A 25,008-nucleotide genomic window follows, 5' to 3' on the forward strand; every position below is an offset into this window, starting at 1 on the left:
AGTTTAATATACAGCCTGATGGCCTTGAGTATGCATGCGGCTGGCGACGTAAGGCTTACAAACGGTTATGGATGCCGCTACACTGCCTGATTTTTCTGATGTCGCCGTTTGACGCCGGTGCTACTGTAAAACGATGGAGAAGTTATGTCACGTCGCGATAACCTGATTTGGATCGACTTGGAGATGACCGGACTGGATCCGGACTCGGACCGAATTATTGAAATGGCGGTGGTCGTCACCACCAGCAACCTGGAATTGGTCGCCGAAGGGCCGGTTATCGCAGTGCATCAGCCAGACAGCGTATTGGCGCTCATGGATGACTGGAATCGCAATACACATGGGACCAGCGGGCTGACGGACCGGGTCAAGGCCAGCACAATCGGAGAAGCTGAGGCGGAAAAACAGATGCTGGAATTTCTGGCGCAACATGTAGACGCGGGCTGCTCTCCCATGTGCGGCAACTCCATTGGCCAGGATCGCCGCTTTCTCGCCCGCTATATGAAGGACCTGGAAAAATTCTTCCATTATCGCAATCTGGATGTCAGCACCCTTAAGGAGCTGGCCCGCCGCTGGCGGCCGGAGGTGGCCGCAGGAATCAAGAAAAAAGGCTCTCACCAGGCGTTGGAGGACATCAGGGAATCAGTCGAAGAGCTGCGCTACTATCGCGAACACTTCCTGCGTTTAACGGACTGACGTTTTTTCCGCTTCTTGCCGCTCGGCCATATCCGCGGGCGGCTCGCCATGTTGCGTCAGCGCCCAGCTGACATGCTCCTGAACAATGGCGGATGGGTGCGATAGCTTCTCCTTCAATGCAGCAATGATTGCTGGCGATGTTGGCGCATTGCCGAGCGCCACGGCGATATTGCGCAGCCAGCTTTCATGCCCTGTACGGCGTATCGCTGATCCTTCCGTGTTGCTGAGGAACTCTTCCTCCGTCCATGCAAATAACTCTAGCAATTCCGCACTGTCGAGACGATGGCGGGGCGAGAAGTCCTTTTCATCGGTCAGCCGGGAAAACTTGTTCCAGGGACAAACCATCTGGCAATCATCGCAGCCGAAGATGCGGTTTCCCATCATCGGGCGAAGGTCTTCGGGGATTTTGCCTTTTAGCTCTATCGTTAAATAGGAGATACAGCGGCGGGCGTCCAGAACATTGGGCGCTACAAATGCTTTGGTGGGGCATAAATCCAGACAGGCGCTGCAACTCCCACAATGGTTTTTGGGATAGGGCGGGTCGATGGGCAGGGGCAGGTCGGTGAACAGCTCGCCAAGGAAGAAGTAAGATCCCGCTTTGGGGTTGATCAGCATGGTGTTTTTGCCGATCCACCCCAAGCCGGCCTTCTGCGCTAATGCCCGCTCCAGAACCGGCGCGCTGTCAACGAAGACACGATAGGCGGACTCCGTAATTTCTTCCTGTATGCGCTTGCCCAGCTGAGCGAGACGCTTGCGCATGAGTTTGTGATAGTCTCTGCCTACGGCGTAGCGGGAGACATAGGCGTTCTGATCTTGCTCCAGACGCGCTTGCGCTTCTCCCTTTTTTTCCGGCCAATAATCCATGCGTACACTGATGACGCGCAGTGTCCCGGGTAACAACTCAGCTGGGCGGCTGCGTTTGTCGCCATGGTCGGCCATGTACCCCATGGCGCCATGATAGCCCTTACTCAGCCAGTCTTTGAGCGCCTCTTCGTGGCGGCCGAGATCGACATCGGTGACGCCGCACTGCTGAAATCCCAGCTCTTGCGCCCACTGTTTGATGTCGCCCGCCAACTGGTTAAGTTGAGATTGGCTGTAAGTTTCGTTCGTCATAAGTTACCGCTTTAATCCAGGGGGCTATTGTGACACATCGGCGCATGGTTGTTTACGAAATGGTCTTTTTCGAGTATTTTGCTAAAATTTACATACGTATAGCGCTATTAATTGAAGTGGATTCTTGAAATGTCACCTGTGCGGGTCTCCCATCCTATGCCGAAGGACCTATTCACAGCGGCGCAAGTGCGTCAGCTCGACGCGTTGGCCATACAGTCCATGGCGGCTGAAAACGGCTATGAACTCATGCAGCGTGCAGGGCGCTCAGCGTTTCGCGCGCTGATGCGTCGTTGGCCTGAAACGGCAAGGTTGACCGTGCTATGTGGTGGCGGCAATAACGGCGGCGACGGCTATGTGGTGGCTGAACTCGCGCGCCGTCATAATTTGCAGGTCGAAGTATTCGCGTTGAGCGATCCCCAAAAATTGCAAGGTGAGGCGGCTCAGGCCTTCGCGAGTTGCCGCGCGGCTGGCGTTGATGTGACTATGTGGTCTCCTGATTCCTCTATAAGCGGCGACATCATTGTCGACGCCATGCTGGGGACAGGGCTGTCCGGCGCGGTGCGTGATGACTATGCGGCGGCGATTATCGCTATCAATGCGGCTGGTAAGCCGATCATCGCCCTGGATATTCCCTCCGGCTTGTGCGCGGATACGGGTATGCCTCTGGGGGCGACCGTGAATGCGGCGATGACGGTGACCTTTATTGGTATGAAGCGAGGGCTGCTGACAGGCGAAGCGCCTGACTATACCGGCGAGCTTGTATTTGACGAACTGGACGTTCCCGCTGACATTTATAGTAAAATCCCCGCGGCCTGCCGGCGTTCTGACTTTTCACTGGCTGTTAAATTGGCTCCACTCAGAAAGCCATCGTCGCACAAAGGCATGTTCGGCCGCGTTCTGGTGGTTGGCGGCGATAATGGTTTTGGCGGGGCTGCTATCATGGCGGCGGAAGCCGCTTATCGCGCTGGTTGTGGACTGGTGTCCTGCGCCACCCGCGCCGCACATGTCGGCGCCGGGCTATCTCGACTGCCTGAGGTCATGTTTCGGGAAATCAACAGTCGTGGTGAGCTGCTGGTCATGTTGGAGTCGGCGGATGTGATCGCTCTGGGCCCTGGACTGGGTAAGGAGCCCTGGGGGCAAATGTGTCTGCAAACATGTCTGGATGCTGGTAAACCCATGGTCGTCGACGCTGACGCCCTGAATATGATTGCCGCTCGCAAGCATCAGCTCAGTCCTCACTCCTTAATGACGCCGCATCCAGGAGAGGTGGCGCGTTTGTTGGAGTGTTCGGTGGCGGATGTAATGCGGGATCGTTTCGCGGCGGCGCGAGAATTGGCGAAGACCTATAATTGTCATGTCTTGTTGAAGGGCCTCGGTACCGTGTTGGCGGCTCCAGACCAGGAAGGGCAGGTCGTCGTACAGGCGGGCAACCCGGGAATGGCGTGCGGCGGTATGGGCGATGTATTAACCGGTCTTGCGGCGGGATTACTGGCGCAGGGCATGACGCCGTTGGCGGCGGCTGAACTGGCGGCGGCCTGGCATGGCGCGGCGGCGGATTCAGCGACGGAAAGTGTAGCGCAGGCCTCTTTGATGGCCGGCGACTTATTAAAGCAGTTAGGGGCGGTAATGCGCGAGGCGACGGTATGACGCAGATGCTTTCATCCAGGCAGGTAGTAGCTCCTGATGAAGAGGCGATGGCGGTATTGGGCGATGAGTTATCGCAATGCTTCGCTGCGCCCGGAGTAGTTTATCTGCAGGGACAGTTAGGCGCTGGCAAAACCACGCTGACGCGCGCCATGATGCGCGGCATGGGATATTCAGGTTTGGTTAAGAGTCCCACCTATACTCTGGTCGAACCCTATCAGCTGGAAGACAGGCTGGTTTTTCATTTTGATCTGTATCGATTGGCGGACCCGGAGGAGCTGGAGTTTCTCGGTATCCGCGATTATTTCCATGAAAATTCGATTTGTTTGGTGGAGTGGCCGGATAAAGGCGCTCCATTGTTGCCGGAGCCTGACTTGACGGTCGATATTCAAGTGCTGATGAAAGGCCGCAGAATTAAACTGCTGGCGCACACTACGCGAGGCTGTCAATGGCTGGAGGCGTATGACGCAAAGCAGTCCCGGGAGTAACGATTATACTGGGCAATGAGGTTTACAAGATGACAGTAGCGCTCAGACTGATATTACTCAGTGTGATACTGATTTCTTCCGTTGCGGGAGCGGCCACGGTCAGTAATGTCCGTGTATGGCCGGCTCCTGACCATACTCGTTTGGTTTTTGATATGAGTGGACCGGTGGATCACAAAGTGTTCGCTCTGTCGAAGCCGGATCGACTGGTGATTGATATTTCACAGGCCTCTTTGGAGACTGACTTTTCCGCCGTCAGTTACGAAGGGACGCCGATTCAACGCATTCGTAGCGCCCGCCGCGGTTCCAAGGACCTGCGCGTTGTGCTGGACCTTCGGGAAGGTGTAAACCCGAAAAGCTTTGCGTTGCAGCCGAACGATCAGTATGGGCATCGTTTGGTGATTGATCTGTACGGATCAGGTGGAGCGCAGCAAGTCAAAAAGCAGGCTGACGATCATGCGCAGAAGCGCGATATCGTGGTTGTGATTGACGCTGGCCACGGCGGCGAAGACCCAGGCGCTCTTGGACCCAAAGGCATTCGCGAAAAGGATGTGGTGCTGGCGATCTCCCGTGAACTGCAGGCTTTGCTGGATCAGGAGCGCGGCTTCTCCAGCCGGCTGACCCGTAAAGGCGACTACTTTATACCTTTGCGCAATCGTACTGCCCTGGCTCGCGAGTACAATGCCGACTTGCTGGTTTCAGTGCATGCTGACGCATTCAAGAGCCCGGACGCCAGCGGCGCCTCCGTCTATGCGCTTTCCAAACGCGGCGCCACAAGTGAAACGGCGCGTTGGCTGGCGGAGAAGGAGAATACCTCTGACTTGATTGGCGGCGTTGGTGGCGTAAGCCTGGAAGATAAAGATCAGGTGCTGGCCGGCGTGCTATTGGATTTGTCCATGACCGCCAGCCTGAAAGCCAGCCTTACCGTCGGCGACAGCGTGTTGAGGTCCGTAAGCGGCGTTTCCCGTCTGCATAAGAAAAGAGTGGAGCAGGCGGGGTTTGTGGTATTGAAGTCGCCGGATATCCCTTCCATTCTGGTTGAGACGGGCTTTATCTCTAACCCCTCTGAAGCGCAGCGGCTGAAAACCAGCAAGTATCAGAAGAAAATCGCCACAGCCATATATGGTGGGCTGCAAAAGTATTTCGTTGACGCGCCGCCTCCGGGCACGCTGCTGGCTTGGCAAAAGCAGTCCGGGCAAGGCAAGGTGGGGCAGACCTATGTCATCGAGAAAGGCGATACGCTCAGCAGCATCGCCCAGAGGAACAACATCAGTCTTAACGATCTCATGAATCATAATGGGCTGACCACTGAGTCTCTGCGAATTGGTCAGGTCCTGATGATACCCGCTACCTGATAACGCCTCACGCAGATGAGCCGGCGCGCTTGGAGCGCCGGTTCTGTTGTCCTTGCACATCTGTTACCATCTGCGGCAATTGCTCGCCTACGCTAAGACATGGTTTATTTAGCGCAGAGGCGACTCACTTCCTGATAATTTGACGAAATACCCGATGTCGAAGATTCATTTACTTTCCCCTCGATTGGCTAACCAGATTGCTGCGGGCGAGGTTGTCGAGAGACCCTCCTCAGTGGTGAAAGAGTTGGTGGAGAATGCGCTGGACGCTGGCGCGCGCAAAATAGAAATCGATATTGAGAGTGGCGGCGTCAAATTGATTCGAATTCGCGATGATGGAGGAGGGATACAGCGGGAAGACCTGCCGCTGGCGCTATCTCGTCACGCCACCAGCAAAATTGAGACGCTGGAAGACCTTGAAGCTGTAGCGACATTGGGCTTCCGAGGCGAAGCGCTCGCCAGTATCTGCTCCGTGTCCCGTCTCTCCCTGACGTCGCGTCCGCAAAATCAGGGCGAAGCCTGGAAGGTGGAAGTGGAAGGGCGTGACATGAAGCCGGAAATTTCACCGGCGGCCCATACTCCCGGCACCACAGTGGAAGTCCGTGACCTGTTTTACAATACCCCGGCGCGCCGTAAGTTTATGCGCACGGAAAAAACAGAGTTCGGGCATATTGAAGAAATTATCAAGCGGCAGGCATTGGGCCGGCTAAGCGTCGCGTTTACCTTGCGGCATAATCAGAAGGTCGTGCACCAGTTGCGTCCGGCTGGCTCGGAAGAGGATCACGTTCGTCGTATCGGACAGCTTTGCGGCGCAAACTTTATCGAGAGCGCCATTCCTATCAATGTTTCTGCATCTGGGTTGTCATTGAGCGGGTGGGTGGCCAAGCCCACATTTTCTCGCAGCCAGGCCGATTTGCAGTACTTTTTCGTCAACGGTCGGGTGATTCGCGATAAGCTGGTGGCGCATGCTGTGAGGCAGGCTTATCAGGATGTGCTTTATCATGGGCGTCACCCCGCCTTTGTGCTCTATCTGGAGTTGGACCCCGCCACGGTTGACGTGAATGTGCATCCCACCAAACACGAAGTGCGTTTCCGCGAAGGCCGCATGGTCCATGATTTCCTGTTTCGCAGTCTGCATCGGGCGCTGGCCGAAGTGAAGCCGCAGATTGCCGCGGCGGAGGCCATGCCGGTCGCGGAAGTGGAGCAGGAACGTCCCGTAATGCAATGGCCAACGCAGGATGTATTGCCTCTAAGGCAGCAGCCGGCGGCGTCTGGTTTTTCGATGGCGGTAGCGCCCTCTGCAGGCGCTGTGAGAGAGCAAATCTCCGCCTACGGGCAATTGCATGATAATTCAGGACTTGGCGACATGTTTGGTTCCGCCCAGGCTGGAACTGCGCCTGCCATGGATAATGCCGCAGAGGCCCCCCTGGGGTATGCGATTGCGCAATTACACGGGGTGTTTGTATTGGCTCAGAATGCGCAAGGTATGGTTCTGGTCGATATGCATGCGGCGCATGAGCGTATTGTCTACGAGCGTATGAAGCGCTCATTGCACAATAGCGGAGTGACCACTCAGCCTATGCTGGTGCCGATGAATCTGGCTGTCAGTCGCCGGGAGTCTCTGGCGGTAGAAGAAAACGCAGAGACATTGCGTCAGTTGGGTTTGGAAATCACAGTCGCCGGCGTAGAGTCTATAATTGTTCGGCAAGTCCCGGCGTTATTGCGGAACGCAAACGTTGAAGCTCTGGTGCGGGATGTTATTGCGGAATTGGCGGAGCATGGCTCCACACGCAAAGTGGAGGAAACCATGAATGAGCTGTTGGGGACTATGGCTTGCCATGGCGCAGTTCGTGCCAACCGACAGCTGACCATTGCAGAAATGAATGCGCTGTTGCGGGACATGGAAGACACTGAGCGCAGCGGGCAATGTAACCACGGCCGGCCAACATGGGTGCAGTTGACGATGTCTGAGTTGGATAAACTGTTTTTGCGGGGTCGATAGTGTCGGATAAAAAGGCGCTTCCGCCTGCCATACTGTTAATGGGGCCAACCGCTTCTGGTAAAACGGACCTTGCTATGGCCTTGAGCGAGCGTCTGCCCTGTGACTTAATTAGCGTTGACTCCGTCATGGTGTATCGCGGCATGGATATTGGCTCCGCTAAGCCTGATCCTGAAACGTTGGCGCGCTACCCTCATCATTTGATTGATATTCGCGACCCGGCTGAACCTTATTCCGCCGCAGAGTTTCGCGCTGACGCCTTGCGCCTGATGGAGCAAAGCGTTAATGCTGGACGCATCCCTCTGCTGGTAGGCGGCACTATTATGTACTATAAAGCTTTGTGCCAAGGGTTGGGTGATATGCCCAGCGCAGACGAAAGTGTAAGGGGAGAGATATTGGCTGAGGCCGAACAGATTGGCTGGCCGGCGCTGCATGAGCAGCTGCGCCAAGTCGACCCAGTAGCGGCGGCTAAAATTCACCCGAATAACCGTCAGCGTATTCAGCGTGCTTTGGAAGTGTATCGACTGACAGGGAGGCCGCTCTCGCATTATTGGGCGGCGGATGGAGCGAATCCGGAAAATGAGCTCAACTGGGACAGTGTGGATGGCGCAGCTTTGCCTTACAATGCGCTAAACTTAGCTCTGGCGCCCGTTAAGCGAGAAGATTTGCACGCCCGTATCGCCAAACGCTTTCAGATCATGCTGGAGCAGGGGTTGTTGGATGAAGTGGAGCAGTTGCGTCAGCGTGGCGATTTGAATGTAGAACTGCCCTCAATCAGGGCGGTAGGCTATCGTCAGGTGTGGTCTTTTCTCGAAGGTGAGTTTGGCCGGGAAGAAATGGTGGAAAAAGCGACTGCGGCAACTCGTCAGCTGGCGAAAAGACAAATGACCTGGTTGCGTTCCTGGCCTGAGATAAATTGGCTGTCTGCAGATGATACACAATTAGTCGAAGCCGCTATGCGACTGATTTCACAACGGTTACAATCGTGTAATCCACTATAGGTCAGATCGCAGGTTAGCGCTATACTATTACGCAATGCTGTCAAAAGTGCTGGCAAACCGTCCCTGGTGATAATACATACACGAGTTAGTAATTTAATCACCGATAATTAGAACTAAAAGTAGGAGAATTCCAATGTCAAAAGGGCAATCTTTACAAGACCCTTATTTAAATGCGCTACGGAAGGAACGCATCCCGGTATCCATATTCCTGGTAAACGGCATCAAACTGCAGGGACAAATTGAATCGTTCGATCAGTTTGTAATTCTGTTGAAAAACACCGTTAGCCAAATGGTTTACAAGCACGCTATCTCCACCGTCGTTCCTGCCCGGAACGTACGTATCGCCGCTCAAGGCGAAGGAGAGAACGAAGCATCTAACGCTTAATGCGGAGCAGCGCCTGATTGTTTGAGCGTCCTAAAGCGGGTGAGCGGGCTGTACTTGTTCACCTGGATATGCTGGAAGAAAAAGATCGAGAAGACCCTCGCGAGCTTACGGAATTAGCTTTATCGGCCGGCGCAGAGCCTGTTGCGCTGGTCACCGGAACCCGTAATCAGCCCAGTCCGCGCTATTTTGTCGGCAGCGGTAAGCTGGAGGAAGTCAGGGCGGCGGTAATTGAGCACGAAGCGGAAGTCGTACTGTTCAATCATTCTCTTACTCCTAGTCAGGAGCGAAACCTGGAAAAGGATCTGCAAGTGCGGGTTCTGGATAGGACTGGCCTGATACTGGATATTTTCGCCCAGCGAGCGCGCACTCATGAAGGTAAGCTTCAGGTGGAGCTGGCTCAGCTTGAGCACTTGTCTACACGACTGGTGCGGGGTTGGACCCACCTTGAGCGTCAGAAAGGCGGTATCGGTTTGCGCGGGCCGGGCGAGACCCAGCTCGAAACTGACAGACGACTCATTCGTGGTCGTATCAAATCTATACACAAGCGCTTGGAAAAGGTTCGCAAGCAGCGCGAACAAGGCCGGCGCGCGCGTCGTCGGGCGGAAGTGCCCACCATTTCTCTTGTTGGCTACACAAACGCCGGCAAATCCACCCTCTTTAATCGTATGTCCTTGTCCGATGTTTATGCTGCGGATCAGTTGTTCGCAACTCTTGATCCGACTCTACGGCGTATAAACCTGGAAAACTATGGTCCTGTGGTTTTGGCCGACACGGTCGGGTTCATCCGGCATCTTCCTCACAAGCTGGTCGACGCGTTTCGCGCGACATTGGAAGAGACGTGCAATGCTTCGTTATTGCTCCACGTCGTGGATGCGAGTGATCCAAAGCGCAGGGAAAACATCGAGCAAGTTGAGGATGTTTTAAAGGAAATCGGCGCTGACGATATTCCTTCTCTCTTTGTCTTCAACAAAGTGGATCGGCTGGAAGCTGCTGAGCCTCGCCTGGAGCTAAATGAAAATGGCGAGCCGGTTCGTGTTTGGGTTTCCGCAGTTACCGGAGACGGTCTTGAACTGCTGGAGCAGGCGACCGGAAAGTTATTGGGCGGTGACATGGTCGACGAGACGCTTTGCATTCCTCCTGCGTTGGGCAGGTTGCGAGCCAAGCTTTATGAAAGAGAGGCGGTGTTGTCGGAAGAGGTGAGGGAGGACGGCTCCTTTTCTGTGCATATAAAGATGCCGAAAACCGACTGGCTGCAAATAGCGCATAAGGAAGGCGTGAAACTTGAGCAGCTTACCGGACATGTCTGCTAAGCTCAGAAGTTGTGCGTATCGACTATCTGGGCGCGCTGCATTGTATGTCGGCGTTATCTTAATTACATTTCAGAACCTTGCCGATCGAGACATAGATAAATAGTATTACGCGCAAGCTTTAAATCTTCACAACGAAGGGGAATAAAATGGCTTGGAATGAACCAGGCGGAAATAATAATCAGGACCCATGGGGCTCAGGCCGTCGCGGCAACAAAAATGACGGACCGCCGGATCTGGATGAAGTCATTCGCAAAGGTCTGGAGAAAGTCGGTGGATTGTTTGGCGGCAAGCCTCGAGGCGGCTCTTCCGGCGGCGGCGGAGTTTCTGGCGGCGTGGTGGCGATTATCATCGTTGTCTTGGTGCTGCTTGCTGCCTCCAGTTCCGTTTTTCGCGTAGATGAAAAAGAAAACGCAATTGTGCTGCGCTTTGGTAAGTATCTGGATACGCGCCAGCCTGGTCTGCAATTTAAAATCCCCCTGATCGACCAAGTCTTTATCGAGGAAGTCACCTCGGTTCGCAATCAGAAGAAAAAAGGTCACATGCTGACGGAAGATGAAAATATCGTTGATATTGATCTGACCGTTCAGTACGTCATTGGCGACTTGCGCAAATATACTCTGGTGATGCGCGACCCTGTCACGACCTTGGACTTTGCCATTGACAGCGCCCTGCGCCATGAGGTCGGCTCTGAGTCTATGGATAAGGTTCTGACGGAAGGACGTGCGATTTTGGCGATTAACGTGCAAGACCGTTTGCAGCGTTACCTTGATTTCTATGGCTCTGGCATTGAGGTGAAGAAGGTCAACATCAATGCCGCACAGCCTCCTGCCGCAGTTAAGTCCGCGTTTGAAGAAGTTCAACGCGCAAAAGAAGATGAGCAGAAGGTTATCAACCGAGCGCAAGCCTACAAGAATCAGGTTGTGCCTGAAGCAAGAGGTAAGGCGCAACGGGTTATTGAAGAAGCCAAAGCTTATCGGGATCAGGTAATCGCTCAGGCTGAAGGTGAAACCCAGCGTTTCTTGAAGGTGCTTGAGATCTATGAGAGTGCGCCAGCGGTAACTCGCGAGCGTTTATATATCGATACGATGGAGAAAGTTCTGTCCGGCAGCAGCAAAGTGTTGGTGGATCAAGGGCAAGGGAACAACATCATGTATCTTCCATTGGATAAGATGCTGAATCGCGCAGATGCGGCTCCCGCAGCGGGCGCTATTATTCCGCGTAATGTCGATACGGGCTCCAGCGGCTCTTCCCGTGCGGTGGAGGATTTCCGTTCCCGTAACGAAATTCTGAGCAGAAGCAGGGGCCAATAATGACTACAAGATTTGCAATTTCTCTCGGCGCTATCTTGCTGGCCATCATTGTCGTCATGCAAGGCGTATACATTGTTCCAGAAACTCACCGAGCAGTATTGCTGCGCTTTGGCGGTATGGTCGAGTCTGATATCGGAGCTGGGCTTCATTTCAAAATTCCTTTTGTGGATGTGGCTCGTAAGTTTGATATCCGTGTACTGGTCATGGATTTGCCAACCAAGAGTTACCTTACTGGTGAGCAAAAGCCGCTGGATGTCGACTCATATGCAACATGGCGCATAGTAAATGTGGGGCAGTTCTATCGTTCCACTGCCGGCGATGAAAATAATGCCGTGCGCCTGCTGGAGTCGCGTATCGATAACGGTCTGCGCGATCAGTTTGGCCGTCGCACTATGCATGAAGTCGTGGCGGGTGAGCGGGAAGAGCTGATGGAAGAGCTGACCAAGAGCCTGGATCAAATCGCTCGTACAGAGTTTGGTATTGAAATCAACGATATCCGCGTTCGTGCGATTGAGCTGCCAACTCGCGTCAGCGACTCTGTTTACGAGCGGATGGAGTCCGAGCGTCTAAAAATCGCTCAGCAACATCGTTCGCAAGGTGAAGAGCAAGCCGAAGCCGTACGCGCGGCGGCGGATGCTGAAAGAACAGTTATTGACGCGAATGCGTATAAAGAAGCGGAGCAGATTCGAGGCGAAGGCGATTCCGTCGCTTCCAGAATCTACGCTGACGCTTTTAGTAAAAACCCTGAGTTTTACTCTTTCTACCGGAGCATGGGCGCTTATGAGCAGACCTTCTCCAGTAAGGGAGACTTGCTGATTCTGCAACCGGATAGCGAGTTTCTTAGGTACCTGAAACAACCACAAGGCGCTCCCCAGGGGAATTAACCCAGCCTTAAAAAGCATTGGGAAGCCGCCGAAATAGTGGTAATATTCTGCAACCGGGAACTATCCCGGTTTTTTTGTGATTAAATACTGGCAACTGTATATATTTTGTGTGGCTTTGCGCCCTGATTTGAGCGATGCAAAGCGAGGCGATGAGGGATCCCAATGTGGCGGGAACTGGGAATTGCGCTCTGTCTGATGTTGGTATTGGAAGGCGTCCTTCCTTTTCTGTATCCGCGACGCTGGCGAAACATGGTGGTCAGGTTGGCGCAGGTCGATGATGGAACCATGCGGCTGGCCGGGTTTGTGAGCATGCTTGTGGGGACAGCCCTTTTATACCTGATCAGGCAGTGATCTTCCGTTCACACAAAAGGTTGCGCACCAAAAGGTGAAATGAATGTTTGGCGATACGCAGTCAATGTCCGAATCTGATTTATGGCTTCTCCCTGATGGTGTGGAAGAGTTATTGCCGCCAGAGGCCAAACGCATTGAGGAACTGAGACGACAGTTGCTGGACCTGTATCACTCCTGGGGTTACGAAATGATCGTGCCGCCCCTGTTGGAATTCTTGGACTCTCTGCTTATCGGCGTCGGGCGCGACCTGGAGCTGGAGATGTTCAAAGTGACGGACCAGCTTACTGGACGCCTGATGGGAATTAGAGCGGATATGACGCCCCAGGTGGCTCGTATAGACTCACGTCGATCCCATGATGTCGCCAGTCGATTCTGTTACATCGGCAGCGTTTTGCGCACAAAATCTCCCAGTATGTTTTCTTCGCGCACGCCAATTCAGACTGGGTGCGAGCTTTATGGCGTAGTGGGCTCAGCCGCCGATATTGAGATTATCTCTCTGATGCTGGAAACGCTGAATCTGGCTAAGATCAGTCCGCTGCACATGGATATTGCTCATGTGGGTGTCTATCAGGCGATACTGGCGGAAGCGAAGCTTTCCAAGATTCAGTCTGATGAGCTGTTTGAGGCGTTGCGCAGGAAAGCGATTCCTGAAGTTGACGAGATAGCCGCGACTATTCCAGATAAAGCGATTCGTCAAAAAGTCATGGCGCTGCCAAGACTGGCGGGCGGCAAAGAGAAAATGAAAGAAGCGCGCAGAATTTTTGCCGGCAACCCAGATATTGAATACGCGCTGGACGAAATGAGCCAGGTCGCCGCAGTTATAGGCGAGCGTTACCCGGAAGTGGAGATTTACTTCGATTTCTGTGAAATGCGCGGCTACAAGTACTACACCGGTCTGGTGTTCGCTGCATATACCGAAGGCCTGGGACAGGCTGTGGCGAAAGGCGGGCGTTATGACGAAGTAGGGCGCGATTTCGGGCGGGGACGCCCTGCAATGGGCTTCAGCGTGGATTTGAAAGCTTTATACCGCATGGGCAAGCGTGAATGGGCGCAGCCGGCGGGCGCTATTTTAGCTCCAAACGGTCAGGATGCAGAGTTATGGGAGCTTATCAGGCAGTTGCGGCGGAGCGACAGAGTTATACAACTGATGCCCGGTGAGGAAGCCGACCACTGGGCCTCCCACTGCGATCGCCAAATCGTACGGGACGAGTCGGGGCAATGGATCGTAACGCCCTTAACCGAATTCAATCCTAATCAAGTTAAATAGAGATTTAATCATCATGGGCAAAAATGTGGTCATTCTCGGCACTCAATGGGGTGACGAGGGCAAAGGTAAGATTGTGGATCTGCTGACGGAAGAAGTCGCTGCGGTGGCTCGATTCCAAGGCGGGCACAATGCCGGGCACACTTTGGTGATAGACGGACAGAAAACCGTTCTGCACCTGATTCCCTCTGGGATTTTGCGCAGCAATGTCGCCTGCCTTATCGGTAATGGCGTGGTGTTGGCGCCGGATGCGTTGCTGTCTGAGATCAAGACCCTGGAAGATAAAGGCGTGCCTGTTCGTCAGCGTCTGTTCCTGAGCCCTGCATGTCCTCTGATTCTGCCTTACCACAAGGCTCTGGATTTGGCGCGGGAAGAGCGTTTAGGCGCTGCGAAAATTGGCACGACTGGTCGGGGCATTGGTCCCGCCTATGAAGACAAAGTGGCGCGTCGCGGCGTGCGACTTGGTGATTTGGCGAAGCCTGAGCGTTTTGCTGAGAAGCTGAAGGAAATCATGCAGTACCAGAACTTTGTTCTGGAGCACTACTACAAGGTCGCTCCGATCGATTATCAGAAAACACTCGACGAAACGCTGAAAATGGCGGAAGAGTTGCTGCCGATGATGGCGGACGTCACCGACATGCTGCATGAGTTCAGAAAGCGCGGCGAGAATGTCCTATTTGAAGGCGCTCAGGGTTCCTTGCTGGATATCGACCTGGGCACATATCCCTTCGTTACTTCATCCAATACCACTGCGGGCGGTACTGCGACTGGTAGCGGCTTTGGTCCGATGTATCTGGATTATGTGTTGGGCATCACCAAGGCTTATGCAACGCGCGTAGGCTCAGGTCCATTCCCGACTGAACTGTTCGATGACGTAGGCGCCTATTTGGCGAAGAAAGGCAATGAGTTTGGCGCAACGACTGGTCGTCCTCGTCGTTGTGGCTGGTTTGATGCGGTTGCTCTGCGTCACGCTATCCAAATCAACAGTGTTTCTGGAATCTGTCTGACTAAGCTGGACGTTCTGGATGGTCTGGATGTTGTGAAAGTGTGCGTCGGCTATCGCACTGCGGATGGCGTTGAAATTACGCGTCCGCCAATCGATTGCGAAGCGTTTGGTGAAGTAGAGCCAGTTTACGAAGAGCTGCCAGGCTGGAAAGAGAGCACTTTTGGCGTTAAGCGTGTAGAGGATCTACCCAAGAACGCGCAAGACTATATCGCCTTCCTGGAGAAGCAGATTGAAGCGCCAATCGATGTTATTTCCACTGGTCCGGATCGTAATGAGACGATCATATTGAGACATCCTTTCTCAGCATAATTTAAAAGGGGCGCTTAGCCCCTTTTTGCGAGATATAAAAAAACGCCCCATCTGGGGCGTTTTTCGTATGCGTGCCTAGTTGGCGTTGGCGTCAGCCATGGGAGACGCGGCGTCCGGGCCTTTCATTTCAAAAGGTATGCCCTGAACTCGAAGCCAATTTTCATCAAGCTCCCACCGAACAAAGTCGAAAGCTTCATTCTTCAACACAAGATCCTGCGCATAAGCCTGCATTCTGGCGAAATCTTTTTCCGCCTGTAGCAAGGCGCGTGAGTTGTCCCTCTCGTCTTTTAGCTCTGGGAACACAATGCGCAACGCTTTCGATAGCGTTTTCTGGTTGGAATGCAGAGTGCCCATGACGGCGACGCGGCCATCTTTCTCTATGACCCTGAAATGATAGGGGTACTTTGAAAGTACGGGGTCTTCTTTGAGTTCGTCGTTTATGAAAACTATCTCCAGGCTGCCGTATAAAATCCATAATACAAACAGCGCCGATACCAGCATCACTATGGCAAATTGTTTTTTATCCGACATGTCGGTAATTCTATTCCAAGTTTCATTAGCGTTAAGCCCCCGGATTGTCTGTTGTTTTACCTTGGGCGGGGGGTATTATAACCGGATTATTAATGTATGTATTTGCATTCGGGTGAGAATTGACGGATTCTCGCGTCCTAGGTCGAACGGCTTATTAACGCGTGGCGCTAGGCATACTGTCAAGTCGGTACAAGGATATTCCACATGGCGAACAAGAAAATTTATGACTTGGTTCTATTTGGTGCGACGGGATACACAGGAGAGTTGACCGCCGAGTATCTGGCGAGGGCGATGATGCGGGAGGACTTCGTTTGGGCGATTGCCGGACGCAGTCTGGAAAAGCTGGAGCGATTAAAGAAGCGCCTGTGCTCTGTCAATCCTGATGTGCGTAGTCGTCTGCATGTGATTCAAGCTGATATCGAAGATCAGGCCAGTCTGGATGCGATGGCGAAAGACGCGAAAGCGGTGATCAATACGGTCGGCCCTTATATCAAGTTCGGCGAGCCTGTGATCAAGGCTTGTGTTACCCAGGGCGCAGATTACGCAGACCTTACAGGAGAGCCTGAGTTCGTAGACGCCATGATCAGTCAATACGATGAGGTCGCCAAACGCAATAAAGTCCGAATCGTAAACTGTTGTGGCTTTGACAGTATTCCCCATGACCTGGGCGCCTATTATACGGTGATTGAATTAACCCAGGGCGTGTCTGCAGACGTATTGGCCGCCAACCCCGTTAAGCTGGAAGGGTTTGTCCGCGCTGGCGGCGCTTTTTCCGGCGGAACCTGGCATTCCGCCGTGCACGCATTTTCGAGAGCACGGCAGGCGCGGGCTGATAAGCGCAATAAACCTTATAAGTCAGAATCTCCCCGTAAAGTCGGCAGTGTGGATTTCAGTCTGCGCTTTCGCAAGGACATCAACGCTTGGGCATGTCCTTTCCCTACCATTGACCCACAAGTGGTGAAGCGCAGCGCCAGGGCGCTTGAGCAGTATGGTAAGGAGTTCAAATATGGCCATTATATCCAGGTGAAGAAGCTGCCCCGGGTTATCGCAGGCGCAGCGTTTGTCGGCGGCGTGTTTGCGTTGGCTCAACTCAAGCCTACGCGTAATTGGCTTTTAAGCCTTAAGCCCGCAGGGCAGGGGCCCACGCCTGAACAGCGCAGCAGGGGTTGGTTTAAAGTGGTGTTTATTGGTTCCTGTGATGGTCGCCAGATAAAGACGCAAGTCAGCGGCGGCGACCCGGGTTATGGCGAAACCTCAAAAATGCTGGCGGAAAGCGGTTTGTGTCTGGCGCTTGATCGGCGCAAATTACCGAAAACATACGGCGTAATCACCCCGGTCATGGCGATGGGGCGTCCATTGATGGATCGATTGCAGCAAAGAGGCGTCAAGTTCGAGGTTTTGGAATCGGCGGCTTGACGCTTTTGCCCATATCCTGAGAGAGCCATAATCCAGCCAAAATCGCTCCACCGCCGATAAGGTGGTAGCTTTCTGGATGCTCGCCAAGAAACGGGATGGATAACAGGGCGGTGAGCAGTGGCGTCAAATAAGCGAATAAAGCGGCGGTGCTGGGAGAAGTCTTAGTGACGCCGTAGTTCCACAGCAGGTATGCACAGAGCGACGGGAATATTGCGACGTAGGCGATAACCGCCGCCAAGTCATAGCTCCACTCAAATCCACCTTTAAAATGGTGCTCCAAAGCGTAAAAGGGCAGGATCATCGGTAGCCCCAATCCCAGCAAAATAGCGAACAAGTCGAAGCCTGGGATGGGGATGGCCCATTTTCTTAACAATACTGAATACAGTGACCAAATAACCATCGCCGCCGCCATGATGCTGTCGCCAGCGTTCATCTGCAACGAGAACAGTGCGCTTGGCTCGCCATGCAGTATTACGTATAACGCGCCGAGGAAGGCGAACAACACGCCGACTCCGCTTTTAAGATTCAGGCGCTGACCAAGCAAAGGCATCGCTAAAACCAGGGTGGCTACCGGCAACAGCGAGTTCACTAGCGTGATATTGAGCGCAGAGGTGAATTGCGCGGAGGTATACAGCAATGAGTTATAGGTCGCCACGCCAAGAAAAGCGAGCACGCTTATCTTAAGCCAATGCTGCTTTATAGTGTTTTTATGGCGAAGGAACGCCCGCAAAATAAATGGTGAGATAAGGAACGCACAAACCAGCCAGCGATGGAAAGACAGCGCCAGCGGAGGGATGCTGTCATTAAAACCGCGCGCCACCAGAGCATTGCCCGCCCAAAATAAGGATGTTCCCGCCAATCCTAAGTAAGGCGCTATTCGAAAAAAGAGTGAATCAGAGGCATTGACGTCGCTCACTGCGCGGGTCCTTTTGAGTTGCTGGCAAGGCGGGAGAACACCGGGCCCTGCTATTAGGGCTTCCGGGGCCTCCAATTCTAGGATAAATTCTATCTGCTCGGCCAATTTTTCCGTTTATATCAATCATTAAGCAGATGAGAGCGACGAACTTGTTATGGAGCTTTTTGAAACATCCATTGTAGTGATTGGCGCTGGCGTCGTGGGGCTAAGCGTAGCCAAAGAGTTGGCTGAAGGTGGGCGGGATGTGCTTCTGCTGGAGCGCGAGAGTCTAGTTGGTTCCGGCATATCATCTCGCAATAGTGAAGTGATTCATGCTGGCATCTACTACCCGCGGGGCAGCCTGAAAGCTGAAACTTGCGTAAGAGGTAAGGCGCTGCTGTATGAATACTGCGCTTCTCGGGGGATACCTCATAAGCGTTGCGGAAAGCTCATTGTTGCAACCCATCCCGAACAGATGGATGCCCTGCAGAAAATATGTGAAGCGGCCGCCGCCAATGGCGTGACGGACTTACAGTGGTTGACCCAGGCTCAAGCCTTGGCGATGGAGCCCGAGCTAAGATCTGTTGGCGCGTTATATTCTCCTTCCACCGGCATTATCGACAGCCATCAGTATATGTTGTCCTTGCAGGGTGATTTTGAGCGAGCGGGCGGAATGGCAGTACTGAATGCGCCTCTGTTGGGTGGCCGCATTGATACAAAGTCAGCAACCTTGAACGTTGGCGGCGCGGCGCCCTGTCAGGTGCAAGCGGAAGTCGTTGTGAATTGCGCTGGGTTGGATGCGATGGGGGTGCTCGCCAATGTGGAGGGCTATCCAATGGCTGGAATTCCGCCTATCTATTTCGCCAAAGGGAGCTACTTTTCGCTATCGGGGCGCAGTCCTTTTCAGCGCTTGATATACCCTGTGCCGGAAGATGGCGGGCTGGGAGTGCACTTGACTCTGGATATCGGAGGACAAGCGCGATTCGGTCCGGATGTCGAGTGGATAGATAAGCCGGAGTTCAGTGTAGACCCGCAACGGATGGTTAAGTTCGCCCAGGCTATACGCAATTACTGGCCTGCATTGCCTGAGGATAAGCTGCAGCCGGCGTATGCGGGCGTTCGCCCCAAGTTGTCGCCGCAAGGCGCGCGCGCAGAGGACTTTGTTATAGACACGCCCGAACAAAATGGCGTTGCAGGCTGGTATAACCTGTTCGGCATTGAGTCGCCCGGATTGACTGCCTCGCTTGCACTGGCGGAGGTGGTGGCGAAGCGGGTATTAAATGGTTGAGGGGCTCAATCCATTGAGCGTCTCGCAATACTGAAAACGTAAACCTCAAGCGCACCGGCTTGTTTCAGCGTGCGCGCCAGCTCATCCACCGTGCTGCCTGTAGTGACGACATCGTCAATAATAATCAGCGGTTGTTGAGGGAGTTTGGATGACACTGCAAAGCCATTCTTCACGTTGCTGCGCCTGTTTTTTCGATTCAGCCCAGTTTGAGGCGGAGACGCCTTTATCCGCTTGCACAGCTTATTGCTGAACTCCACATCGGCGTAGCGGGCCAGACTTCGCGCCAGCAGTTCCGCCTGATTGAATCCGCGTTTACGCTGCTTGCTCTTATGCATAGGAACCGGTACCAGCACGGGGGCTGAAATGTGCGCGCAGGCTTGTTCAAACGCAGGGAGAGCCGCCTGTGCGAGCGCCCTGGCCCAATATCGTTTATCGCCATACTTCAACTGTCCAATGACTTGATTCAATGGGAAGGAATAGTCGAAAGCGCTAGTGCTGGCGTCGAAGTGCGGTGGGTGGCGAAGACAACGACCACAAGGGGCTGTATCGGGGGCCACCCGACTGATTCCGCAACGGGGGCAGGGATGTTTGGGGGCGGTTAAATCCGCGGCGCAGGCGGAGCAAATATGAGTGTCGCACCTCGTTTCAAGGCAAAGCAGACAATGCTTTAGTTGTAAGCCGTTAACCTTTTCTCTGAGAAAGGTTGACAGCTTTTTGGCCCGGCTTATTATGTCTTCCATGAACTTCTCTCGTTTTTGGGTCCACATTCCTGTGTCGAGGCGGATTATATCTCAGGCCCCGGCTAGTTTTGTATAACAGCAAGAGTTTGATATGACAGCAACCATGCAATCACCCATCCGCCATGACTGGTCTCTGGAAGAAGTCGAAGCTCTCTTCGCTATGCCTTTCAATGACTTACTATTTCAGGCGCAAGTCATGCACAGGCAGAACTTCGATCCGAATGAAGTGCAGGTCAGCACTCTGCTTTCCATCAAGACCGGCGCCTGCCCTGAAGACTGTAAATACTGCCCTCAAAGCGGCCACTACAACACAGGGCTTGAGAAAGAGAAGCTGCTGGAAGTGGAAAAGGTGGTGAACGAAGCCAAGGCCGCCAAAGAAAAAGGCGCCAGCCGTTTTTGTATGGGAGCGGCTTGGAGGAATCCTCGCGCCAAAGACATGCCTTATGTCCTTGAGATGGTCAAACAGGTTAAATCTCTGGGGATGGAAACCTGCATGACTCTGGGCATGCTGACGGCGGATCAGGCGTTGGAGCTTGCTGGCGCAGGTTTGGATTACTACAACCATAACCTGGATACCTCTGAGAATTACTACGGTGAGATTATCACCACGCGTACTTACTCAGATCGTCTGGAAACGCTGCAAAATGTCAGAGACGCCGGTATGAAAGTCTGCTGCGGCGGCATTATGGGCATGGGTGAAAGCGCCCGCGATCGCGCTGCTTTGCTCGCCCAGCTGGCGAACTTGCCCAGCCACCCTGAAAGTGTTCCGATCAATATGCTGGTCAAAGTGCAAGGTACGCCTCTCGAAGTGCAGGAGGACATAGATCCTTTCGATTTCATTCGCACTATCGCCGTTGCGCGGATTCTCATGCCCAAGTCTCACGTGCGTTTGTCCGCAGGGCGTGAGGATATGAATGAGCAGATGCAGGCGATGTGCTTCCTGGCTGGCGCCAATTCTATTTTCTATGGCGAGAAACTGCTGACTACGCCTAATCCCGAAGCAGATAAGGATATGATGCTGTTCAAGAAACTGGGCATTCGTCCTGAGCAGCGCGAACAAGCGCATTCGGAGGATCAGCAGGAAGCATATCTGCATGACGCTATTCAGGCGCATGACCAGCAACAACGCATGGAAAGCATGTTCTACGACGCGACAAAAACTGCGTAAACATCATGTCTAAATGGGGGCATCTTGCGCAGACGCTGGCGGCGCGGAAACAGCAGGACCTTTATCGCAGCCGCTTGACGATAGACAGCCCACAAGCGCCTCGGGTCATGATTGAAGGACGAGAGTATCTCGCCTTCTGCAGCAATGATTATTTAGGGCTGGCCAATGACCCGCGCGTCATCGCCGCCGCACAGCAGGCTCTGAATGAGTATGGCCTTGGCGGCGGCGCGTCCCACCTCGTTATTGGTCACCACCGCGCTCATCATGAGCTGGAGTTGGATCTGGCCGAATTCACCGGGCGTGATCGCGCCTTGTTATTTTCAACCGGTTATATGGCTAACCTTGGCGTGGCGTCTGCATTGTTGGGCAGGGGCGACTACGTCATTGAGGACAAGCTCAACCATGCTTCGCTATTGGATGCGGGGATCTTGTCTGGCGCAAAGCTGTTGCGCTGTCGCCATTCGGACTCTGAACATCTGGCGTCGCGGTTGGATGAGGCGCGCGACAGTCGGGCCTTGGTGATTACGGACGGCGTATTCAGCATGGACGGCGATATTGCTCCGTTAGACGACATAGTCCAGATATGCCATAGCAAAGACGCCATGCTGATGGTGGATGACGCGCACGGCTTTGGCGTTCTGGGCGCCAACGGCGGAGGCTGTGCTGAGCATTTTGGGTTGAACCAGAGCGATGTACCAATACTGATGGGAACTCTCGGCAAGTCCTATGGCGCTGCCGGGGCCTTTGTCGCCGGCTCGGAAGAACTTATTGAAACACTGGTGCAATTCGCCAGAACCTATATTTACACCACTTCCATGCCCCCGGCGATCGCGGCTGCGGCGCGTGTCAGCTTGTGTATCAGTCGGGAAGAATCATGGCGTCGCGAGCGATTGAATGAATTGGTGGCGCGCTTCCGTAAAGAAGCAGCGGGAATGGGGTATCAGCTGGCGGCCTCTTCCACTCCGATACAACCCATTTTCATTGGCGACGCGGCTACAGCAATGGAGCTGAGTCAGGCGTTACGCAAAGAAGGCATTTTGATAACGGCAATTCGTCCTCCAACGGTTCCGGCAAACACATCGCGACTGCGCGTGACCTTTAGCGCCGCTCATACGGAGGATGACCTGAGCCAATTATTGGAAGTCCTCCATAAATATCGTGGCGCCGCCAATATCGCTGGAGCGGTGAATGCTTGACGGACGCTTTGATTCGGTTCATCTGATTGGCGGCTGGGCGCAGCCGCAGTCGGCGCTTGAGCCACTGGCGCAGGCATTTAGCGGCGATTCAGCCGTTACGACCTGGACGCTGAGTGATTCGTATGCAGCGCTTGCTCCACGGCTATCCGCCCAGTGGAATGAACGAACCCTTATCGTGGGATGGTCGTTAGGCGGCTCTTTGGCGATTCGCAGATTGGCTGAGGATGGCCGGAAGGTGGCGGGTTTAGCGTTGGTGGCTTGCAATCCATTTTTTTCTGGTGACAGTTATTGGCCAGGCGTAGGTCTGGAGTTGCTCGATAGCTTCGCGGAAGACTTGAAGGCGGATCGTGGACGCTTACTGAGGCGCTTTAATCTGTTGCAGACCCAAGGCGCAGCGGCGGCGCGAGCCCAGGCACGGCAGACTTTAGGCTTCGCCTCTGAGATTGAGTCCTGGTCGGATCAACAGTTGAGCGCATCTCTAGAGTGGTTGCGGAGCTGGGACCTGCGTAGTGAATTGGCATACCTTGATATCCCGGTCGTTCACTTTCTAGGGGAGGCGGACGCGGTTGCCCCAGTGGATCTGGCGCAGCCTCTTCAGCAAAACTACCCCGCCCACCGAGTGGAAATAATCGGTGGCATGAGCCATTTCCCTGATGCAGAGGCAAGCCGCTTCATTGCGGAATGTCTGCAGTCAGGATGAAAAAGCGTGGACCAACTCGATGAATCATGCAGTAACGTTTAAATCCATAGTGTCGACTTCCTCTCTTGCAGATTTGGAGCGTGGCGTCATGGATAAATCCAAAGTGGCTGAGTCGTTTAGCGCCGCGGCTGCGACCTATGACCATCTGGCCGGCATGCAGAAAGAGGTGGGCGAAAGCCTGGTGTCGCTCAGTCGAGAAAGTTCTCCGCAGGATATTATCGATGTAGGGTGTGGTACGGGATGGTTAACTCACCGCCTGAAAAACAGCTTTCCGGAAGCGAGATTGTGCGCCTATGACTTATCCCCAGGGATGATTGAGTACGCCCGCGCGCATCACTATGGCGTGGCGGCGCTCTGGGCTGTCGCTGATATGGAGTCGCTGCCTGTGGCGGATGCTAGTCAGGACCTTGTGTTCAGCAATATGGCGATGCAGTGGTTGGATGACCCTAGTGTCTGGTTTGCCGAGGTGAGCAGGGTGTTGCGGCCTGGGGGTCGACTGATTTGCTCCACATTGCTGACGCAGACCTTGTTTGAGCTGGAGCAGGCATGGGCTGGAGTGGACGGAGATCGGCACGTCAATCGTTTTCTGAGCGCGGAACAGGTTGCTGAGGCGGCGGTTTCCTGCGGCTTACAGGGAGAATGTCGAGAATCCCTGCATGTGCGTTTTCATGACACCGTACTCGGTGTTATGAAAGAGCTTAAAGGCATTGGCGCCCACAATATTCAATCGGAGCGCCCGCAAGGCCTGACTGGCAAGCGACGGCTGCGGCAGGTGATTGAAAAATATGAAAAATGCAGACAGGAACAAGGGGTGCCCGCCACCTATCATGTTGGGGTCTGCGTATATAGCAGGATCTAATTCATGGCGAAGACTTTTTTTGTAACAGGGACGGATACAGAGGTTGGAAAGACCTTTGTATCCGCTGCGTTACTGCATGCGGCCGGGGCCCAGGGGAAACGTACGCTGGGCTTGAAGCCGGTTGCATCCGGTTGCGAGCAGACCCCTGATGGGCTGCGAAATGAAGACGCACTGGCGTTGCTGCGGTACGCCACGGTGAAGCTCCCGTATGCTCAAGTGAATCCCATTGCTCTAGGGCCTGCGATAGCGCCTCATATCGCCGCGCAGCAGGCGGGGCGCACATTGTCCGCTCCTCGACTGGCCGGGCTGTGTCGCGGCGCGTTAATGACGCCTCATGACTTTTCTTTGGTGGAGGGTGCGGGCGGTTGGTTGACGCCGTTGAATCCGCGTGAATATTTAAGCGACCTCGCCGCCATGTTGGATATTCCTGTCATTCTTGTGGTGGGTATGCGTTTAGGTTGCATCAATCACGCCTTACTGACCGTGGAGGCGCTGCGCGGCCGACGCTTGAGGTTGGCGGGGTGGGTGGCGAATCAGTTGTCAGCGGAAGCCATGCCTCAACTGACGGATAACCTTGAAACCTTGAGCGCCAGAATTTCTGCGCCCTGCCTGGGCGTGGTTCCCAGAGCGGAAGCGCCGGATAGTCCCAATGTTCAAGCCTCCCTGCGGTTGGCGTCCTTGTTTGATTGATGCGCGGGCAAGCCAGAAGTTACGTTTGGGTTGTGACTTTGTGAAGAAATTTTGCGCCTGGTTGAAAATTGATCGAATTGGTGGGTACAATCAAAACTGAATCAGTCTGATCGCCGAGTGGTAATGCGATGATTTCAAGCGTTTTGCAAAGTGGTGTGCAAGGTGTAAAGCAAAATCTCCAGGGAATGGAAAAAGCGGCGACTGAAATCGCCAAAGTAGGTCAGCCCGCCGAAGAGTCTGGTGAGCTGCGTACAGTCGACGATGTCGTAGAGTCCATCGTGGATCTTAAGCTGTACGAAAATGGCGTTAAAGCTTCGGCGAAAGTCATTAAAAGCGCCGACGAAACCCTGGGAACGCTACTGGATATTAAAGCCTGAGTAGTTGCGGCCGCGACAAGGCTTAGCGAGGTGAACGGGAGC

25 protein-coding genes are annotated in these 25,008 nt (G+C 53.9%); 21 read left to right on the top strand and 4 right to left on the bottom strand.

The features are described from left to right. Positions 1-144 precede the first annotated feature (144 nt). A complete protein-coding gene (gene orn / locus ACQYWX_RS06100) occupies positions 145-693 on the top strand; it encodes an oligoribonuclease (RefSeq protein WP_431688227.1) in 549 nt (182 codons plus the stop codon). Here orn and queG read toward each other — a convergent pair. Next, positions 682-1,806 (bottom strand): tRNA epoxyqueuosine(34) reductase QueG, encoded by a 1,125-nt coding sequence (queG, locus tag ACQYWX_RS06105; RefSeq protein WP_216735110.1) that lies wholly within the window; start codon positions 1,804-1,806, stop codon positions 682-684. The genes orn and queG overlap by 12 nt on opposite strands. 156 nt (positions 1,807-1,962) lie before the next feature. Here queG and ACQYWX_RS06110 point away from each other — a divergent pair, with 156 nt between their 5' ends. From ACQYWX_RS06110 to ACQYWX_RS06165, 12 genes are all read left to right on the top strand, one after another. Beyond that, the gene (locus ACQYWX_RS06110) at positions 1,963-3,453 is read left to right on the top strand and encodes an NAD(P)H-hydrate dehydratase (RefSeq protein WP_431688228.1); all 1,491 of its coding nucleotides are present in this window, start codon (positions 1,963-1,965) and stop codon (positions 3,451-3,453) included. A 5-nt stretch (positions 3,454-3,458) separates the two neighbouring features. Beyond that, entirely contained in the window at positions 3,459-3,938 is a 480-nt protein-coding gene (gene tsaE / locus ACQYWX_RS06115; RefSeq protein ID WP_431689500.1) for a tRNA (adenosine(37)-N6)-threonylcarbamoyltransferase complex ATPase subunit type 1 TsaE, read from the top strand. A gap of 29 nt (positions 3,939-3,967) precedes the next feature. Then, positions 3,968-5,290 (top strand): N-acetylmuramoyl-L-alanine amidase, encoded by a 1,323-nt coding sequence (locus ACQYWX_RS06120; protein WP_216735108.1) that lies wholly within the window; start codon positions 3,968-3,970, stop codon positions 5,288-5,290. 154 nt (positions 5,291-5,444) lie between these two features. Beyond that, on the top strand, positions 5,445-7,289 hold the full coding sequence (gene mutL / locus ACQYWX_RS06125; protein WP_431688229.1) for a DNA mismatch repair endonuclease MutL: 1,845 nt from the start codon (positions 5,445-5,447) through the stop codon (positions 7,287-7,289). Continuing rightward, the gene (gene miaA, locus ACQYWX_RS06130; RefSeq protein ID WP_431688230.1) at positions 7,289-8,287 is read left to right on the top strand and encodes a tRNA (adenosine(37)-N6)-dimethylallyltransferase MiaA; all 999 of its coding nucleotides are present in this window, start codon (positions 7,289-7,291) and stop codon (positions 8,285-8,287) included. The genes mutL and miaA overlap by 1 nt, the downstream gene beginning before the upstream one ends. A 133-nt stretch (positions 8,288-8,420) precedes the next feature. After that, entirely contained in the window at positions 8,421-8,672 is a 252-nt protein-coding gene (gene hfq, locus ACQYWX_RS06135; RefSeq protein WP_011399116.1) for an RNA chaperone Hfq, read from the top strand. Between the two features lie 17 nt (positions 8,673-8,689). Beyond that, a complete protein-coding gene (gene hflX, locus ACQYWX_RS06140; protein ID WP_431688231.1) occupies positions 8,690-9,982 on the top strand; it encodes a ribosome rescue GTPase HflX in 1,293 nt (430 codons plus the stop codon). A gap of 146 nt (positions 9,983-10,128) precedes the next feature. Beyond that, complete coding sequence (gene hflK, locus ACQYWX_RS06145; RefSeq protein ID WP_216735104.1) at positions 10,129-11,292, top strand: FtsH protease activity modulator HflK; 1,164 nt, start codon at positions 10,129-10,131, stop codon at positions 11,290-11,292. Further along, positions 11,292-12,176, top strand: a complete 885-nt coding sequence (hflC, locus tag ACQYWX_RS06150; RefSeq protein ID WP_216735103.1) for a protease modulator HflC — start codon at positions 11,292-11,294, stop codon at positions 12,174-12,176. The genes hflK and hflC overlap by 1 nt, the downstream gene beginning before the upstream one ends. Positions 12,177-12,338: 162 nt before the next feature. Then, the gene (locus tag ACQYWX_RS06155) at positions 12,339-12,527 is read left to right on the top strand and encodes a DUF2065 domain-containing protein (RefSeq protein ID WP_431688232.1); all 189 of its coding nucleotides are present in this window, start codon (positions 12,339-12,341) and stop codon (positions 12,525-12,527) included. Positions 12,528-12,570: 43 nt separating this feature from the next. Further along, positions 12,571-13,794, top strand: a complete 1,224-nt coding sequence (locus ACQYWX_RS06160) for an ATP phosphoribosyltransferase regulatory subunit (RefSeq protein WP_431688233.1) — start codon at positions 12,571-12,573, stop codon at positions 13,792-13,794. Positions 13,795-13,807: 13 nt separating this feature from the next. Further along, positions 13,808-15,106 (top strand): adenylosuccinate synthase, encoded by a 1,299-nt coding sequence (locus ACQYWX_RS06165; RefSeq protein ID WP_431688234.1) that lies wholly within the window; start codon positions 13,808-13,810, stop codon positions 15,104-15,106. Between the two features lie 75 nt (positions 15,107-15,181). Here ACQYWX_RS06165 and ACQYWX_RS06170 read toward each other — a convergent pair whose 3' ends face one another. Next, complete coding sequence (locus ACQYWX_RS06170; protein ID WP_127968942.1) at positions 15,182-15,637, bottom strand: hypothetical protein; 456 nt, start codon at positions 15,635-15,637, stop codon at positions 15,182-15,184. Positions 15,638-15,841: 204 nt separating this feature from the next. Here ACQYWX_RS06170 and ACQYWX_RS06175 point away from each other — a divergent pair, with 204 nt between their 5' ends. Further along, entirely contained in the window at positions 15,842-17,053 is a 1,212-nt protein-coding gene (locus ACQYWX_RS06175; protein WP_431688235.1) for a saccharopine dehydrogenase family protein, read from the top strand. Here ACQYWX_RS06175 and ACQYWX_RS06180 read toward each other — a convergent pair. Next, entirely contained in the window at positions 17,022-17,969 is a 948-nt protein-coding gene (locus ACQYWX_RS06180; RefSeq protein WP_431688236.1) for a DMT family transporter, read from the bottom strand. The two genes, ACQYWX_RS06175 and ACQYWX_RS06180, sit on opposite strands and share 32 nt — an antisense overlap. 154 nt (positions 17,970-18,123) lie before the next feature. Here ACQYWX_RS06180 and ACQYWX_RS06185 point away from each other — a divergent pair, with 154 nt between their 5' ends. Then, complete coding sequence (locus ACQYWX_RS06185; RefSeq protein WP_431688237.1) at positions 18,124-19,236, top strand: NAD(P)/FAD-dependent oxidoreductase; 1,113 nt, start codon at positions 18,124-18,126, stop codon at positions 19,234-19,236. Between the two features lie 5 nt (positions 19,237-19,241). Here ACQYWX_RS06185 and ACQYWX_RS06190 read toward each other — a convergent pair whose 3' ends face one another. After that, the gene (locus ACQYWX_RS06190) at positions 19,242-19,571 is read right to left on the bottom strand and encodes a ComF family protein (protein ID WP_431688238.1); all 330 of its coding nucleotides are present in this window, start codon (positions 19,569-19,571) and stop codon (positions 19,242-19,244) included. Positions 19,572-20,067: 496 nt separating this feature from the next. Between ACQYWX_RS06190 and bioB the strand changes: the two genes are divergently transcribed. The 6 genes from bioB (at position 20,068) to ACQYWX_RS06220 (ending at position 24,966) form a co-directional block, all read left to right on the top strand. Then, a complete protein-coding gene (gene bioB, locus ACQYWX_RS06195) occupies positions 20,068-21,144 on the top strand; it encodes a biotin synthase BioB (RefSeq protein ID WP_431688239.1) in 1,077 nt (358 codons plus the stop codon). A 5-nt stretch (positions 21,145-21,149) separates the two neighbouring features. Then, positions 21,150-22,340 (top strand): 8-amino-7-oxononanoate synthase, encoded by a 1,191-nt coding sequence (bioF, locus tag ACQYWX_RS06200; protein ID WP_431688240.1) that lies wholly within the window; start codon positions 21,150-21,152, stop codon positions 22,338-22,340. Continuing rightward, positions 22,333-23,040 carry an alpha/beta fold hydrolase gene (locus tag ACQYWX_RS06205; RefSeq protein WP_431688241.1) on the top strand — a complete coding sequence of 236 codons (708 nt, stop codon included), beginning with the start codon at positions 22,333-22,335 and terminating at the stop codon, positions 23,038-23,040. The genes bioF and ACQYWX_RS06205 overlap by 8 nt, the downstream gene beginning before the upstream one ends. 88 nt (positions 23,041-23,128) lie before the next feature. Beyond that, entirely contained in the window at positions 23,129-23,899 is a 771-nt protein-coding gene (bioC, locus tag ACQYWX_RS06210; RefSeq protein ID WP_431688242.1) for a malonyl-ACP O-methyltransferase BioC, read from the top strand. 3 nt (positions 23,900-23,902) lie between these two features. Further along, complete coding sequence (gene bioD, locus ACQYWX_RS06215; RefSeq protein WP_431688243.1) at positions 23,903-24,589, top strand: dethiobiotin synthase; 687 nt, start codon at positions 23,903-23,905, stop codon at positions 24,587-24,589. A gap of 128 nt (positions 24,590-24,717) precedes the next feature. After that, positions 24,718-24,966 carry a flagellar biosynthesis protein FlgE gene (locus ACQYWX_RS06220; RefSeq protein WP_216735089.1) on the top strand — a complete coding sequence of 83 codons (249 nt, stop codon included), beginning with the start codon at positions 24,718-24,720 and terminating at the stop codon, positions 24,964-24,966. Positions 24,967-25,008: the final 42 nt, after the last annotated feature.

Origin of the sequence: Hahella sp. NBU794, assembly GCF_050749805.1 — a bacterium.
Taxonomy (GTDB): Bacteria; Pseudomonadota; Gammaproteobacteria; order Pseudomonadales; family Oleiphilaceae; genus Hahella.

Excerpts from the sequence above, each read along its gene's own strand:
- ACQYWX_RS06175 (WP_431688235.1), top strand. The coding sequence starts at position 15,842 with ATGGCGAACAAGAAAATTTATGACTTGGTTCTATTTGGTGCGACGGGA.
- ACQYWX_RS06185 (WP_431688237.1), top strand. The coding sequence starts at position 18,124 with ATGGAGCTTTTTGAAACATCCATTGTAGTGATTGGCGCTGGCGTCGTG.
- ACQYWX_RS06155 (WP_431688232.1), top strand. The coding sequence starts at position 12,339 with ATGTGGCGGGAACTGGGAATTGCGCTCTGTCTGATGTTGGTATTGGAA.
- ACQYWX_RS06170 (WP_127968942.1), bottom strand. The coding sequence starts at position 15,637 with ATGTCGGATAAAAAACAATTTGCCATAGTGATGCTGGTATCGGCGCTG.
- ACQYWX_RS06160 (WP_431688233.1), top strand. The coding sequence starts at position 12,571 with ATGTTTGGCGATACGCAGTCAATGTCCGAATCTGATTTATGGCTTCTC.
- ACQYWX_RS06220 (WP_216735089.1), top strand. The coding sequence starts at position 24,718 with ATGATTTCAAGCGTTTTGCAAAGTGGTGTGCAAGGTGTAAAGCAAAAT.
- queG (WP_216735110.1), bottom strand. The coding sequence starts at position 1,806 with ATGACGAACGAAACTTACAGCCAATCTCAACTTAACCAGTTGGCGGGC.
- hflC (WP_216735103.1), top strand. The coding sequence starts at position 11,292 with ATGACTACAAGATTTGCAATTTCTCTCGGCGCTATCTTGCTGGCCATC.
- bioB (WP_431688239.1), top strand. The coding sequence starts at position 20,068 with ATGACAGCAACCATGCAATCACCCATCCGCCATGACTGGTCTCTGGAA.
- bioF (WP_431688240.1), top strand. The coding sequence starts at position 21,150 with ATGTCTAAATGGGGGCATCTTGCGCAGACGCTGGCGGCGCGGAAACAG.
- orn (WP_431688227.1), top strand. The coding sequence starts at position 145 with ATGTCACGTCGCGATAACCTGATTTGGATCGACTTGGAGATGACCGGA.
- ACQYWX_RS06110 (WP_431688228.1), top strand. The coding sequence starts at position 1,963 with ATGCCGAAGGACCTATTCACAGCGGCGCAAGTGCGTCAGCTCGACGCG.
- mutL (WP_431688229.1), top strand. The coding sequence starts at position 5,445 with ATGTCGAAGATTCATTTACTTTCCCCTCGATTGGCTAACCAGATTGCT.
- tsaE (WP_431689500.1), top strand. The coding sequence starts at position 3,459 with ATGCTTTCATCCAGGCAGGTAGTAGCTCCTGATGAAGAGGCGATGGCG.
- ACQYWX_RS06120 (WP_216735108.1), top strand. The coding sequence starts at position 3,968 with ATGACAGTAGCGCTCAGACTGATATTACTCAGTGTGATACTGATTTCT.
- bioC (WP_431688242.1), top strand. The coding sequence starts at position 23,129 with ATGGATAAATCCAAAGTGGCTGAGTCGTTTAGCGCCGCGGCTGCGACC.
- ACQYWX_RS06190 (WP_431688238.1), bottom strand. The coding sequence starts at position 19,571 with ATGCATAAGAGCAAGCAGCGTAAACGCGGATTCAATCAGGCGGAACTG.
- ACQYWX_RS06165 (WP_431688234.1), top strand. The coding sequence starts at position 13,808 with ATGGGCAAAAATGTGGTCATTCTCGGCACTCAATGGGGTGACGAGGGC.
- bioD (WP_431688243.1), top strand. The coding sequence starts at position 23,903 with ATGGCGAAGACTTTTTTTGTAACAGGGACGGATACAGAGGTTGGAAAG.
- hfq (WP_011399116.1), top strand. The coding sequence starts at position 8,421 with ATGTCAAAAGGGCAATCTTTACAAGACCCTTATTTAAATGCGCTACGG.
- hflK (WP_216735104.1), top strand. The coding sequence starts at position 10,129 with ATGGCTTGGAATGAACCAGGCGGAAATAATAATCAGGACCCATGGGGC.
- ACQYWX_RS06205 (WP_431688241.1), top strand. The coding sequence starts at position 22,333 with ATGCTTGACGGACGCTTTGATTCGGTTCATCTGATTGGCGGCTGGGCG.